Annotated in this window: 13 protein-coding genes; 7 read left to right on the forward strand and 6 right to left on the reverse strand. The window is 45.3% G+C overall.

Going from position 1 to position 14,766, the window contains the following annotated elements; translation table 11 throughout:
- Positions 1 to 134: 134 nt before the first annotated feature.
- Together rlmD and argS are read right to left on the reverse strand one after the other, a co-directional pair.
- Positions 135 to 1,451, reverse strand: coding sequence for a 23S rRNA (uracil(1939)-C(5))-methyltransferase RlmD (rlmD, locus tag B3K91_RS07850; RefSeq protein ID WP_292594560.1), 1,317 nt, complete (start codon positions 1,449 to 1,451; stop codon positions 135 to 137).
- Positions 1,451 to 3,082, reverse strand: coding sequence for an arginine--tRNA ligase (argS, locus tag B3K91_RS07855; protein WP_214061359.1), 1,632 nt, complete (start codon positions 3,080 to 3,082; stop codon positions 1,451 to 1,453). Before argS ends, rlmD begins: the two co-directional genes overlap by 1 nt.
- A gap of 163 nt (positions 3,083 to 3,245) precedes the next feature.
- On the opposite strand from argS, the gene argF reads away from it, so the two are divergent.
- From argF to B3K91_RS07870, 3 genes are all read left to right on the forward strand, one after another.
- Positions 3,246 to 4,187 carry an ornithine carbamoyltransferase gene (gene argF, locus B3K91_RS07860; RefSeq protein WP_292594528.1) on the forward strand — a complete coding sequence of 314 codons (942 nt, stop codon included), beginning with the start codon at positions 3,246 to 3,248 and terminating at the stop codon, positions 4,185 to 4,187.
- 8 nt (positions 4,188 to 4,195) lie between these two features.
- Positions 4,196 to 5,134, forward strand: coding sequence for a carbamate kinase (gene arcC / locus B3K91_RS07865; protein WP_214061357.1), 939 nt, complete (start codon positions 4,196 to 4,198; stop codon positions 5,132 to 5,134).
- 93 nt (positions 5,135 to 5,227) lie between these two features.
- Positions 5,228 to 5,779, forward strand: coding sequence for a TetR/AcrR family transcriptional regulator (locus B3K91_RS07870; protein WP_099829074.1), 552 nt, complete (start codon positions 5,228 to 5,230; stop codon positions 5,777 to 5,779).
- Positions 5,780 to 5,863: 84 nt separating this feature from the next.
- On the opposite strand, the gene B3K91_RS07875 is transcribed toward B3K91_RS07870, so the two are convergent.
- Complete coding sequence (locus B3K91_RS07875; protein ID WP_292593134.1) at positions 5,864 to 6,508, reverse strand: hypothetical protein; 645 nt, start codon at positions 6,506 to 6,508, stop codon at positions 5,864 to 5,866.
- A gap of 74 nt (positions 6,509 to 6,582) precedes the next feature.
- Here B3K91_RS07875 and B3K91_RS07880 point away from each other — a divergent pair, with 74 nt between their 5' ends.
- Complete coding sequence (locus B3K91_RS07880; RefSeq protein ID WP_292593132.1) at positions 6,583 to 7,677, forward strand: AI-2E family transporter; 1,095 nt, start codon at positions 6,583 to 6,585, stop codon at positions 7,675 to 7,677.
- Between the two features lie 130 nt (positions 7,678 to 7,807).
- On the opposite strand, the gene B3K91_RS07885 is transcribed toward B3K91_RS07880, so the two are convergent.
- Positions 7,808 to 9,439, reverse strand: a complete 1,632-nt coding sequence (locus B3K91_RS07885; RefSeq protein WP_292593130.1) for a capsule assembly Wzi family protein — start codon at positions 9,437 to 9,439, stop codon at positions 7,808 to 7,810.
- A gap of 13 nt (positions 9,440 to 9,452) precedes the next feature.
- Positions 9,453 to 10,832 (reverse strand): hypothetical protein, encoded by a 1,380-nt coding sequence (locus tag B3K91_RS07890; RefSeq protein WP_292594531.1) that lies wholly within the window; start codon positions 10,830 to 10,832, stop codon positions 9,453 to 9,455.
- Between the two features lie 46 nt (positions 10,833 to 10,878).
- On the opposite strand from B3K91_RS07890, the gene B3K91_RS07895 reads away from it, so the two are divergent.
- The 3 genes from B3K91_RS07895 to cysK all read left to right on the forward strand — a co-directional run bounded on the left by B3K91_RS07895 (position 10,879) and on the right by cysK (position 13,549).
- Entirely contained in the window at positions 10,879 to 12,042 is a 1,164-nt protein-coding gene (locus tag B3K91_RS07895; protein ID WP_292593126.1) for an MFS transporter, read from the forward strand.
- Positions 12,043 to 12,131: 89 nt separating this feature from the next.
- On the forward strand, positions 12,132 to 12,665 hold the full coding sequence (gene epsC, locus B3K91_RS07900) for a serine O-acetyltransferase EpsC (RefSeq protein ID WP_214060725.1): 534 nt from the start codon (positions 12,132 to 12,134) through the stop codon (positions 12,663 to 12,665).
- On the forward strand, positions 12,662 to 13,549 hold the full coding sequence (gene cysK / locus B3K91_RS07905) for a cysteine synthase A (protein WP_292593122.1): 888 nt from the start codon (positions 12,662 to 12,664) through the stop codon (positions 13,547 to 13,549). The genes epsC and cysK overlap by 4 nt, the downstream gene beginning before the upstream one ends.
- Before the next feature lie 186 nt (positions 13,550 to 13,735).
- On the opposite strand, the gene B3K91_RS07910 is transcribed toward cysK, so the two are convergent.
- Positions 13,736 to 14,680: an Ig-like domain-containing protein gene (locus tag B3K91_RS07910; RefSeq protein ID WP_292594534.1), complete on the reverse strand. Its 945-nt coding sequence runs from the start codon at positions 14,678 to 14,680 to the stop codon at positions 13,736 to 13,738.
- Between the last annotated feature and the right edge of the window lie 86 nt (positions 14,681 to 14,766).

The raw sequence follows: 14,766 nt of genomic DNA on the forward strand, positions 1-14,766 counted from the left end.
TGAACTAGATGGTTGTTTTTTTGTGTGCCTCATTTTCAGGGCGGTGAGAATCTCTGCAAGTATACTCGTCTTTCTTTTCCTCAAAAGTCTCCTCTTTCGGCTATCAACTGCAAGAAGACCAGGTCCTCAAGCCGCTAGCCTTTCTCGAGACGGACAACAGTCTCCACATGCCACGTTTGAGGAAACATGTCAAAGGCCTTTATCGAAGAGATTTTGAATCCTGCTTCTACTAACCTGGAAACATCTCTCGCAAGAGTAGCCGGATCACAGGAAACATAGAATATCGTAGAAGGATTAACCTTTTGGAGCAACACAATATCATCGCCGACTCCGGACCTAGGAGGATCAAGGATTATCGTCGAGAAGTGGGTCTCGATCGACTTCAAGTATTCAATGGTATCGCTCATAATCAGGTCAGCGCCGAACATTCCATTGATGTTCGAATTAGCTTTGAGAGCCTTTACTGAAATTGGATTTGATTCTACGGATGTGACGTTCTTCATCTGGCTGCCAATAGTGATGGAGAAGGTTCCTATCCCGCTGTATAGATCAAGAAGTGAATCGCCTTGAGATGACCCAAGTTCGCAAGATATGTGCCTAATAATCGACTCTGTTATTTGGAGATTATTCTGAAAGAATGCAGCAGGAGGAACCTCGAATCTCTTTCCAAAAAGCCCCTGTTCTAGGAGACCTTCCCCAAAAAGCGTTCTCGAAACCCCACGCATAACAACCCTGTCATTTGCGTTCATGAGATGTACAAGAGTAGTTACCTCTCCAAGTGTATTCTTCACCTCATGAACCAACCTGCTCTCATCAGGGAGATGCTCACCCTTCGTAACCAGTATTGCCATTATCTCGCTTCCATTACCCCTGAGAATTAGGTGCTTGAGTTCGCCTTTGCCGTTCGCCTGGTTATAGGGTCTGACTGAGGTTCTTCTCAAAATGCCTTCCATAAAGGCCCTAACCTTTTCAAAACCTTCAAGACCCAATACGCATCCTTGACAGCTAACCGGTGACTTGCTTTTTCTTCTGTAAAGCCCAAGAGAGAGTCCGTTTTTCCCCTGAAAACAAACATACTCCATTTTCAGTCTGTAATTGATCTCCTTTGGTGAAGCGACTATATCGAACTCGTCTAGATCGATCTTGCCAACTCTGCCGAACTGCTCCGCAATGATCTTCTTCTTCCATAAGAGCTGCTCCGGGTATTCCAGAGTCTGCCAATCACAACCCCCACATATCGGAAAGCTTCTACAGAGTCTCTCTCTTCTTGAATTTGAAGGGGTTATGATCTTCTCAACTTTCATCAGGCGAAAATCGCTCTTTCCCTTCTTTCTGCTAGCAAGCACAGCTTCTCCGGGATAACCGGCATCAAGCAGGGCAACCTTCCCGTCTTTTGTCCTGGCAAGTGAGAACCCACCTGTGATAAGCTTTTCGATCCTCAGTTCTTCCATCACATGCTGTCGGGAGCCTCAACGCCAAGAAGCTCCAGCCCGCCTTTGAGAATATTCTGAAGCGCCTTGCACAAAGCTAATCGAGCCCCCGACAAAGCCGGATTCGCGGGATCGACAATTATGTTTTTGTTGTAGTATGCGTGAAAAGCTCTTGATATATCCTCTAGATAGGAAGTCAGGCGATTCGTCCTGTAATCGGTAACTACTGAATCAAGTATTTCAGGGAAGATGGTCAGCAGTTTTATAATTCTTCTGTCATCCTGACTGTCAAGCAATTCTAGAGAATCGCCTGAGACAGCTACGCTCTTCTCCTGTGCAGTCCTGAAGACGTTGCTTATTCTTGCATTTGCGTACTGGACATAGAATACCGGGTTGTCATTGGACTTCTGTCTTGCCAGGTCAATATCGAACAGCATATGAGTGTCGGGATCAAACATCGCAAAGAAATACCTCGTCGAATCGACACCGACCGCTTCTACAAGTTCATCGAGTGTCGTGAATTCACCTCTTCTAGTTGACATCTTGACAACTTCGCCCTCTCTCTTCAGGTTCACATACTGGTGAATTATCACATTGAGGAAATCGTCTTCAATTCCGAGAGCTTTCATTGCGGCCTTCATTCTAGGTATGTGACCCATGTGATCCGCTCCCCAAATGTCGAAAACTTTCTCGAAATTCCTTTGATGCTTATTGTAGTGGTATGCAATATCGGTCATGAAGTACGTGTTTGTCCCGTTAGATCTGACTAGAACCTTATCGTCATCTTCAACAAAACTCGAGACTCTGAGCCACTTTGCACCTTCTGATTCATATGTAAGCCCCTTTCGATCTAGTATCTCAATGACTGATTTCACAGTTCCGTCTTCAATTAGCGAACTCTCAAAAAACACGTTGTCAAATTCCACTCTCAATGTCCTCAAGGTTCCAAGAATATCTTCAAGCATCTTCCCAAGAGCGTACTTCTTGAAGTAACTCTCAGAGTCGTCATTCCAGACACCTTTAAAGCGCTCACCTACTTCTCCTGCAAGATCTCGCGCAATGTCAATTAGGTACCCTCCCTGGTAGCCATCTTCAGGAAGCTCCTCTTCCAGACCGAGGAGTTGATTATACCTTACCCAAAGAGAGCGCCCGAGAAGCCCTATCTGTCTACCTGCATCGTTGATGTACATTTCCCTTTGAACCCTGTAACCTCTCGAAAAGAAGACCCTGTATAGAACATCTCCGAATACTGCCTGACGACCATGGCCAACAGTGAAGGGACCGGTTGGATTTGCACTTGCGAATTCGAGTTGAATGCTTGTTTCGCCCGTCTTTTTCCAGAAATCCGGAGTTTGAAGAATGTTCTCCAAGACCGATGAAACATATTTCGAAGAGAAATCAACATTTATGAACCCCGAACCAGCTACCTCAACTCTGCTGTAATCTAGCTCCTTGCTGAGACTCTCCGAAATCAACGCGGCAATTTCTCTCGGACTTTTCTTGAGAGTCTTTGAGAGCATGAAAGCAACATTTGTCGATAAATCCCCAAATCCCTCAGGAGGCATCTCGATCTTGAAGTCAATCGTCTCGTCTTCAATGGCGAACTCCCTAATTGCATTTTTTACTGAACTTTCCAACTTCTCCTTGAACACCGGGCACCTCCGAATTAGGGTAACATACCTTAGCATACAAAAGCATAACACCGCATTGTTGTGATATGGTTTAGCCTACGTTTCCTCGCGCCAATAAACGCAATTGAAAGCCGGCACTTATATATGTATTATATTAGAGATAACCAAAACAAGGAGGGTTAAGATGGGCGTAAACTTAAAAGGGAGAAGCTTTTTGACGCTACTTGATTTCACAAGCGACGAGATTCGTTATCTTCTGGATGTAGCCAGACAGGTTAAGGTCGAGAAGAGAGCTGGAACACCAACCGTCAGATTTGCAGGGAAGACTCTGGCAATTGTCTTTGAAAAGCGCTCCACACGAACAAGAACTGCATTCGAGACTTCCTTCGGAGAAGAAGGTGGGCATGCTGTCTTTCTTTCGAAAGACGACATTCATCTGGGAGTGAAAGAAGACCTTAAGGATACCGCACGAGTCCTGGGAAGAATGTTTGATGCGATAGCATTCAGAGGCTTCAAACAGGAGACAGTTGATGTGCTTGCCCAGTGGTCAGGGGTCCCTGTCTACAACGGTCTTACTGACCTGTACCATCCAACTCAGATTCTCGCCGATTTCATGACGATCGAGGAGAGCCTGGGCAGCCTTAAGGGTCGAAAGCTTGTCTTCGTTGGCGATTCCAGGAACAACATGGCCAACTCTCTTATGATAGGTTCTGCGAAGATGGGTTTGCATTTCGTTGCATGCGGCCCGAAGAGTCTTCACACAGACCCGGCGATAGTTGATAAGTGCAGGGAGATTGCGAAAGAGTCTGGAGCTAAAGTTGAGGTTACTGAAGACGTGGAGAAGGCACTGATGGATGCCGATGCGGTTTACACCGATGTTTGGGCATCTATGGGAGAAGAAGCAAAGCTGCAGGAAAGAATAGCCCTTTTGAAGCCCTATCAGGTAAATGCCGAGATGATGAGAAAAACTGGAAAGGCGGAGACGATCTTCCTTCACTGCCTCCCCGCAGTCAAAGGAAACGAAGTGACTGAAGATGTCTTTGAGAGTCCCGCATCAAGAGTCTTTGAAGAAGCCGAGAACAGAAAGCACACAATTAAGGCAGTAATGATAGCCACACTGCTATAGGGGGAAAAATGAAGAGAATCGTTGTTGCAATAGGTGGCAATGCTCTAAATAAACCAAATGAAAAACCAACTGCAGAAATTATGGAGAAGAACCTCCTCTCAACTACCTCTTATCTCGCAGATCTTGTAGAGGAAGGTTATGAACTGATAATCACACACGGAAACGGCCCGCAGGTGGGCAACTTGTTGGTTCAACAGGATATGTCAAAAGACGTATTCCCTCCTTTTCCAATCGATGTAAACGATGCAATGACTCAGGGATCTATTGGCTACTTGATTACTCAGACTCTGAACAATGAGCTTCTGAAGCGAGGCAAAAGAAGAGACATTGCGTGCGTTCTGACTCAAATCGTAGTAGATAAGGAAGACGAGGGATTCCTGCACCCTTCAAAGCCGGTCGGACCGTTCTATGATGAGAAGACCGCTAAGGAACTTGAAAGAACCAAAGGCTGGACTGTGAAAGAAGATGCGGGTAGGGGTTTTCGTCGTGTAGTTCCCTCTCCGATACCACTTGATGTGCTGGAGATTGAACCGATACGAGAGATGATCAACGATGGGACAATTGTTGTTGCGGCAGGCGGTGGAGGAATTCCGGTTGCTAGAGATGAGAGGGGAATGATAAAAGGTGTAGAGGCGGTCATCGATAAAGATAGAGCGTCCGCACTGCTTGCGAAACTGATTGATGCCGATGCCTTAGTAATTCTTACCGGTGTCGACCACGCATACATCAACTTTGGAAAGAAAGACCAAAGAGAACTGAAGGTAGTTACTGTCGAAGAAGGTAAAATGTTGATCGATGCCGGTCACTTCGCAAAGGGAAGCATGCTTCCGAAAATAGAATCAGCAATTGAATTTGCTTCAAGAACGGGAAAGGAAGCAATAATAACCTCTCTGGAGAAGGTCGACCTGGCACTTAGGGGAAAGTCGGGCACAAGGATTATTCCATAAAAAGAAGCCGGGTATTTCCCGGCTTTGCCGTTCACTTTCTAACACAATGTGATATAATATGTGTTATACGAATGATTGAAAGGGGTGACGACAGTGCGTGGACAAGAAACGAGAGAGAGAATTATGGAAGCAGCTATACAGGTGATCGCCGAGGAAACAATTGAAGGACTGAGTACCCGAAAGGTTTCAAGCATCGCAGAAGTCAATCTTGCTGCGATTCACTATCACCATCGCTCCAAAGAGGGAATGCTCATAGATCTATCCAGGCACATTCTGAACAACTACGTACTTCCAAGACTCGAACCACTAATCGATCAAGCTAAGCAACCCGTTGAGATTGCCAGGGATCTCTATGCCGAGGTGCTGAAGCTTTATTCCGAAAGATCTGACATAATGGTTTCTCTTGTTTATCTTTGGCTTCATGGAATGAAGAACAAAAGGGTAAGAGAGATTCTAATCAACGCAAGAGCCGACTTCTACGATAGAGTCGAGAGGGCTCTAGGAGCTTCTATGTCCATGAGGAGAGCTTCCAAGGTATCCCATCGCCTCTTAACCTACATGGCGGGTAAGGTCATGGAGATGTCCGTCGATGGAGAGATGTCCGACGAAAAAGAAGTAGATGAGATAGCAAAACTCCTTTCATGAACTTGTCGGTATGAGGATTATTCATCACAGGAGCAGATACATATATTGCCATTCCTGTCAAGGAGCAGGAAAAGACTTCGCTTCTCAGTTAAGAAATCCTAGATTCAGCTGTATCCCCACGAAACTGTAAGCAGGAAAAGGGTTGAAAGAGGCGAGATCGTCTTTGATTTCCCACTTCAGTGTGCCGACCAGTTCAATACTTTCAATATTTACAAAGTAAAACTTCTTGTCAATATCCAGTCTTCTCCTCGCTGAGAACCCCACAGAGGTGTAGCTTTTCTTTTCAGTCTCGCCGGCTACCTTCTGAAATCTTCCCAGAGTGGCACTGACAGTACTCAAATAGTTGTCAAAGAATACTTCTGTTTTCAGTTGCCCACCAAGGAAGGATGCGTCAGGCGCAGAATACTCATACAGGCCGCTAACTTCCAGATACACAACATTGAAGTCATATCCTAACTCTGCAACCACCCTCGCTTCCTCCAGTGAAGAAAATGAGACGCGGGACGCGACATGAAAGTTGCCATCGTAGCCAAGAGTGAAGTATGAACCCTCATCGATGAACCAACCGGCCTCTAGAAAGGGAAGTATGCCGATCCTCAATCCCACATCTTTGAAACCCAGCATAGCCTTCACCGATCCGGGAGACAGTATTCTTGAAGAGTGAGTTGATCCAAATGACATCACAGAAATTAAAAAAAACACGATCACTATAATATATACTCTTCTCATAGGACACCTCAGTTCCAAAATATACATAATGAGTATACAACAGATTTGCCATTATTCTCCGGCGGAGGGCCAATATGAAGACAACAAAATTCTGGGTTCTTGGGTATTTCATAGCAATCTTCATGACTCTTTTTCTCTTTCCTATGACTTCTCGAGTCTTAGGCCTGGCATTTATATTCTCGCTAATAATCAATACACCGGCACGGTTCGTCAGCAGAAAGATCCCTAAAGGAGCTCTCAAGATCATCACAGGTATTGCCCTTCTTACATTCATGGTCTTCCTAATATACAGGGCTATTCCAATAACCATAAGAGGAGTGAGCAGCCTATCTACCGAGTTAGGTTCATTGTTCAATGACGGAGCGTTTGACAAGTGGTTAGAGAAGCTTCCTCCTTTTGTTACCGAAATTACAGTCGATATCGTTGAAAGTGCGTCTCAGTGGCTGAGTGATGCAGCGATCACGATCGGACAGTACGTTGCATCAAACATAACTTCATGGATTACCGGAGTTGTGCTGCTTATCATAGCGGGATTTGTTATTGCTCGCAGAACCGGTTTGATTCAAAAAGTCGCGCCAATACTTTTTCCCGGTTGCGACCAGAATAAGGTTGGCAGTTTTTTTGACTCACTTTACAAGGATTTTCAGACCTACATAGGTGGCCAGCTGATCATTGCGCTTTTTGTAGGGACCATTATTGGTATCGGATCTGCAATAATCGGAGTCCCAAACGCAATATTCCTCGGATTGCTCGCCGGAATAACAAATTTCATCCCGTATTTGGGAGTAGTACTTACATCCATTCCAATGATAGTGCTTTCTTTCGTCAGCAAGGGTTTTTGGGGGGTTGTCGGAGCCATTGTTCTGCTTGTGTTCGCAAACCAGATAGAGATTTGGTTTCTCTCTCCGAAAATCCTGTCGAATATAGTCAAGATCAACTGGTTCATAGTTCTTGTATCTATAATTGGATTTGGAGAACTCCTAGGTGTCTTCGGAGTGGTTTTTGCCGTTCCAATTCTGATATTCGTCAAGAGATTCTGGATGGACTTCGTCCTCAAGGAAAGGGGTGAAAACAATTGGGAATCTACGATAGAGACTGGTACAAAGAAAGTCAAAGAGGAGAATCCCCAACTCCAGGAAGAAAACCAGACAAATTCACAAAAGGACTGATTGTTGGTTTAGTAGTTGGATTCATCATCGGGTTCCTGGTCTTTGGCTTTATTTGATCAAGTACAAAAAAGGGGCGGCTAGCTGGTCGCCCCTTCTGAGTACCGGTCAACGCATGGGCACACAGTTTCATCTAGAAAACGTAAGATACATAAGGCCTTATTTCGAAAATCGGTTTGTCATAACCACCGTTCTTCTTGAAATAACCTCCGAAATAAATCGAGAAATCGCTTCCGAAAGTGAAGTCCCTGTAAGGAATCATTATGTTCAGTGTCATGATATTTGCATTTACGGTCTCACCGACGGGGCCACTCCAATCTTCCGGATTCGTAAACTGACCGGGGTCGTCTTCAGGTTCTTCCATGTTCAAGTATGGTGTCTTAAGAGTAACCTCTCCCTGTTTGAAATGATCATAAACGAAGGAGATTGAAAGCCCGTTCGTCATTATCGCATTAGCCATAAGAGAAAAACCGTTCAGATCAGGGCCATATTTGAAGCCGAGCGGATAGTCCGTGAAATCCCTGCTTCCGGGAAGTTCGGACTTTGTGTAGATTCTGTTTGTAAATGTGAGAAGCGGCTGCCAGCGATTGTACATCCACGTGTCTGAATGATAGAGCTCCACAGAGGCAAGAAGCAACGTTCCCTTTATATCCGTCGCGTATCTAAGACCCCCACCATAAGCCAGGGCCGTTGGTTTGCCCCGCGCTCCGGCTTCTGTCGAACCGAACGAAACGTCATCGATGGCGATTTCTCCGTAGACCTCGATTCCCTTAAACGGCGCTAGAGAAAAATCGAGCGAAGCCATGACGTTGGAGAAATCTTCACCGTAAGTATTGTGGAAGATGATGAATGGGTTGGCGTCGTTCAAATCCGGGTGCTTCCCACCGACAACATTGATCTCGCCTACCCCGACCCTTCCCCAGCTTGCAAACTGGACATCGAACCGATGCCCTATGATCGTCTTCGCTCCTTCAGTGTATGGTCTTCTTTGATTGAGATCCCACACCTTTCCCTGCTTTATCCATTCTTCATCGTTCAGGAGAGAAGTCGGGGTAATGACCAGAAAAGAATATGTGAACCGGCCGTTTTTCCAGAGGGGAGTAGTATATGAAGAAGAGATATTATCGTAATAAGATGACGCATCGCTTATTGCAAGTCCATTTCTCATCGGACCCCAGGTAAGTTTATATCTACCTAGAGAAGCGTAGAAGCTTTCATTTGCGTAGGATACATAGCCGAAAGTAGGCCAGCTCATATCTAGCGCCTCGATTTTTCCTTCAAAAAACTCCACTGGAAAATTCATGTAGGGCTTAGAATCAAAATCATCACCGTGACTAATGTAACTCCGATAGTCTTTTGGAATATCTAGATTTATATACCCTGTGATATAGTCGGATACTTCACTTTCAAAACCCAGTACAAGCCAGGGCTTAAGAGTATCATAACGGTATCTCAAGTAAAGAGGAACCACGGATTTCAGCCAGCCCTTCTCCTTGAAAGGCTCGAAATTGTGGATGAGGAACTGAGGAGTAACTCTCAAGTGGATTTCTGTTCCTGGAGAAGTCTTCACAACGGGTTGCTTAAGCTGGACTAAAGCAAAACCCTCAGGAATCCCTGTATTAGGTGTAAAGAGAGTTTTTCCTTCAATCAAGTTTCTGCCCAAAAATAAGTCATATTGATCTGTACCCTTGAATATCAACGTACCCTGGCTTGCAAGAATTGCCACCGACAACACCAAGAAAAACAGCAAGACAATCTTCTTCATCGGAATTACCTCCCTAAAATAGTGAAAAACCTTTGATGAAACCCACGTTAATCCAGAAATCAATGTGATCGGCGAAAATTACTTTACCGCCAGCAAAGAGCGCTGTATCTGGGCAGTAAGCGAAGAAACTCTCCAAAGACAGAATCATAGATCTGTTGATCGGTTTCTTTGGACCGTACCAGTTCTGGTCAAAAGGTGGCTCATAAGGAGAATCGATATTGGCTGAGCCAGTTCTGAGAAGCTCTGCCTTGACGCTAAGAGATATATTCTGACTCTCGTACCCGATGCCGACAAGGCTCAACGTTGAGTCAGGTCCAAAAGGAAATCCAAAAAAACCAGTGATAACTGGCCAAGAATCAAGATGCAAGACATTGAACCGGTATTGATAAGTGAACTTGCCGATGCTTATACCCCTATTGTAGAGATAGGTGGTTGCGTGGTAGTGTTCCATCCGCACTCTAAGTCCGCCGCTATTCAGAAGTGTTTGATCTCTGACTTCGTTCTCCGCTTCAGTGAATCTCAGTCCGGAATAGGGCAAGCCATCAGATATTTTCCATGAAAAACCTGCAAGCCAACCAAAGGCCGTGGGATTGGAATTAGGACTCTCCGTCGAAAGTCTGAAATCATCAAGTGTAAACTCACCGTAGGCAATAGCGCGGTCAATCTTAACCTCGGCCGCTATGGTTGCAGTTACGTTTGAATGATCCTGATAGGTATGATGATAGATTAGAAATGGCCCAATATCCTGCAGATCAGGATAGACACCGTAAACGAGGTTTTCTTCGCCAAAAGTGACCTTGAGATTGTCGTTCATATATCCGAACCGGTGACCAAGGAGTGTCTTGGGTCCCCCGCTAACTGTTCTGTCGGAAGATATAACAAAGAAATTATAAAGATACTCCCCTGATTTGGCTTTTCCATTCAACTCAATCCACAGGTGATCAAAATACGGCAGAGTATTTGAGAGAACAAAACTGTAAGTAGAACCACCAAGACTCAGTTTTCGCCTGCCCAAAGAGATCAGCGAATTCTCATCTCTTCTCTCGAAGTAACCGAGCCTGGGAAAATTCATGTCTACCGAAGGAAGGAAATTTGTCGTCGACAGCGGGAGATTCGAGAACCAGTTGCCCATCAAGTAATCGGAAAACTCCTGTCTCAGATCCATATTCAAATACAGCCTTGACTTCCCCAGGGAAATCTGCATGCCGCCCGAGAAGATTGCAGGAACACTCAAATAGCGATTGAGGTCTTCAAGGCTTGGCTTGTAGCTGTTGCTGACTGCAGGAAAGCTGTTAATCGACAGTGATGGTGACAGAATCACATGAAGTCCAGTGCTCCCAAGAGCCACTAGTGGTATGATAAGCATCAAAAGCAGCGCATGTTTTTTCGACAAGAGATTCACCCCCACTAGAATTCTACACCAGGAGGTTTGATATTCAGTGCGTGTTTCTCTTTTTAGAACCTCTTCCAGCATCCGTGAGATCTTTACCGAAGTATTCATATATTCAAATCTCAGCATCACCGCTCTCTTTAGTCAGCTTTTTTACGGCAAAGGCTTTTCAGCAATAGAGATCGGGATTCTGATGGCGGTCACTCCTACCCTCTCAATTATTGCAAATCCTTTTTGGTTCAGGCAATCAAGCAGGACAGGCGGACCAACTGTCATGGGAATGGTCTCTATTGTCTCGGCAGTCTCTGTCTGGGCAGTTTTCTTCTCACCAACCTTTGAAACTTCATTGATCGCAATGTGTTTCTTCTCATTCTTTGTTGTGAGCATAATACCTATCGCTGAGTCTGTGGTCGTTCCTTCTTTGAGAAACAAGGGCAAACGCTTTGATCGCGTGAGATTGTTCGGAACGGTTGGCTATTCCATTACCGCCCTTATCTCGGGAATCGTATTGAAGTACGGATTTGTCTTTTTCTTCATAATGGCCACAGTGTCATTTTCTACAGTAGCCTTGGTTAGTAGAGCCTATCCGACTGGCCGGAAGCTAAAAAGGACAGATGAAGAGACCGATCGATCATCTTTGCCACTTCAGTTTTACCTGCTTGTACTGGCCGGTGTCGCATCAATTACTATTGGAGCCTTCGGATCAACTTTTCTGCCTGTTTTAACTAGTGAAAGGGGCTTCAGTGTTTCCTCAGCAGGGTTCGCGTTTTCGTTGATGGCTTTTTCGGAAGTTCCCTTCCTTTTCTTCGCAGAAAATCTGGTTGAGAGACTGGGTAACACGCGCCTTCTCGTGATAGGAATCTTTGCAACAGGTCTTCGATGGTTTTTGACATCTATGGCGACTTCTTTTCCCATCTTTCTACTTCTTCAAATGCTTCACGGCATAAACTACATCGTAGTCTATTACTCTGTCATGAATTACATTCACACAAGATTTGAAGCCAGCAAAGTCACCAGGGCGCTCACAATCTACTGGATGTCGACTACCGGACTGAGCTATCTTCTTGGCTCCGTACTTGGCGGGGTGCTCATTCGCACATTTGGGATTGTAAGAGTGTACAACGCTACAGGAATAACCGGTATGGCGATTGCCATCTTCTTCTCGTTGATATTTGCAGCGTTTCACAAACGAACTAGCTTCACAAAGCGTTAACTCTAATGCCGATAAATACGGTATACTTAAAATAAATAATTTCTATTGAGGGTGATACAGTGAAAGGGAAGAACCGCATAAAGCAAACAATGATAGATATCTCTATGGACATAGACGCCTATCTTGAGAAGGACCCGACAGCTTCAGGTAAATGGCACATAATTCTCTTCTCTGCGGGTTTTCACGGCCTCTTGCTATACAGGATTTCTACTTTTTTCTGGAAAAACAAGCTTGGGTTCCTTGCCAGAGGCTTACATTACGTTTCAAGGATACTTTATTCAATGGACATTCACCCTTCAGCTCGAATAGAAGGCGGCGTTGTAATTGATCATGGTGTGGGCGTTGTTATAGGCTCGACAGCTTCAGTGGGAACTGGAACGCTGATATATCACGGAGTTACTTTAGGCTCAAAGAACGTGATGAAGGGAAAGCGTCACCCGGATATTGGCCGAAACGTTGTACTTGGGGCGGGGGCGAAGATTCTTGGCCCGATATATGTGGGAGACAATTCTAAAGTCGGAGCGAACAGCGTGGTGCTTGAACACGTCCCTCAAGACTCTCTTGTTACCGGGATACCGGGGAGAGTCCATAGGATATCTGAAAGACTGGGATCACGACAATGAAAACTGTTGATTCTTTAATAGGCAACACCCCGATCATTAGGCTTCGATCTCTCGGAGATGCTTCATCGATAATGCTTAAAATTGAGAAAAATAATCCCGGAGGAAGCATAAAGGATAGAACGGTGCTTGGAATGATTCTTGAAGCCGAGAGAAGTGGCGCTCTCAAAAACGGGATGACCATAGTGGAGCCAACTAGTGGCAACACGGGAATAGCCATCGCAATGCTTTCCGCTTCTAGAGGTTACGGGTCGGTTATCTTTATGCCCGAATCGGCAAGTATTGAAAGAGTTAAGCTTATGGAAGCCTTTGGTGCAAAAGTGATAAGAACTCTCGCTGATAAAGGAATATCCGGTTCATATGACGAAGCCAAGAGCTTTCTCCGGAGTAATCCCGGTTCAATAATGCTTGATCAGTTCAATAATGAGGCTAATCCCTTTTTTCACTTCTCTACTACCGGTCCTGAGATTTTTCGGCAGGTCAACCGAGAGCTTGACGCTTTCATTTGCGGCATGGGAACGGGAGGAACAGTGACCGGGATTGGACGCTTTCTCAAAAAGGAAGCTCAACGTATTCATATTGCTGGCATCGAACCTGCAGGTTCGCCTTTCATTTCACAGGGGAGATCGGGCTCTCACAAAATTCAAGGAATCGGCCCCGGTTTCAGACCGAATGTCCTCGACCTATCAGTGCTGGACGAAGTAATAACAGTTGAGGACGAAGAAGCTCTCTCTATGATGAAATGGCTTCACAGAAAAGAGGGGTTGATGGTCGGAATATCGTCCGGAGCCAACGTTGCCGGCGCTCTCAAACTCGCCGAAAAGGGCTTTCGAAGAATCGCAACAGTTGCTCCGGACACTTATGAAAGATACCTAAGTCTGACCTAGAAGTATCGATCCTATGGGCAATCGTGCGTATAGTTTGCTACTAGATTCACCGGACAATCCATTTTGACAACGATTACTTCCCCACACACTATCCCATAAGTCTCGTTAAGATCCCAGTCTCTGAAAGTGTACCCCTCGATTTTCGGAGCGGTAACAACAACTGTGGCCCCTTCATCATGCCACCCTTCACCAGGTATTTCTTGTCCATATTGGGGCAGATGTCGCAATATTCAAGTAATAGGTCACTGAAAATCTTGCAGTTAATTTCAAAGAATGATCCATGAGGATTTCTCTATGTGGTGAAGTCTCCCCGTCGTCCCACTCGATAAAGCTGACCCTAACATCATCTCCGATAGGCTTTCTATAATCAAACTCTTGAAGTTCATCTATTTCAACTACTAGAGTCTGATCCCTTTCAGCAACATAATCCAATGGAATATTCAGGTTTTGATCATTAATAGAAACCTTGGGCGAAACTATCAACTCCTTGTCGGAGACAATTCCCAGAATCACTGGTGGGATTACGGTGGTGAATTCCCATATAGGGCCCTCTGAATCGTCTTCACCGTCTGAAGCAACGACCTTCCAGTAGTAGCGGGTTCCCTCCTCAAGGTGAACCGGCTTATAAGTCTCTCCGGAAACTCCTGAAGCAACAAGGACAGGATTCGGAGTCTTACCGAGATAGACATCGTACAACAAAGGATCCCCATCAAGGTCTTCGCATGACCAGCTAAGTGAAGTGTTTGTCCGGACACTTGTTTCGGCCATTTTGGGGACAGGATCGAATGGTGTGCTAGGTGGTCTATTGACATCAATTACGGTTATCTCGAAGCTTCCTGAAGAAGACGCTCCTTCTGAATCGCTTACAGCGATCTCAACATCATAAGTTCCTGAACTCTCGTAATCGGCAGCGAAGACGTATTGAATGCCTTCAATAATTCCCACACCGGTGATTAAGGCGAAGGTAATCCCATCCCCATCGGGATCAAATGCATAATCAAGAAGGTCCAGAGAAAGGGTCTCGTTCTCTTTGATTGTAAAATCAGGAATGACTATTTTGGGAGGCTGATTCGAGTCAAACACTGTGACCAGAAAAGTGCAGCTCCCCTGGCCCCCTTTGCCGTCCGACACCCGAACTTCTACCTGGTACACTCCAACTTGCATTTCTCTTGCGTCGAAAAACAGTTCTGTTCCAATTATCTGCCCAAAATGGCCTA

The sequence above is a fragment of the Mesotoga sp. UBA5847 genome, assembly GCF_002432735.1.
GTDB lineage: Bacteria > Thermotogota > Thermotogae > Petrotogales > Kosmotogaceae > Mesotoga.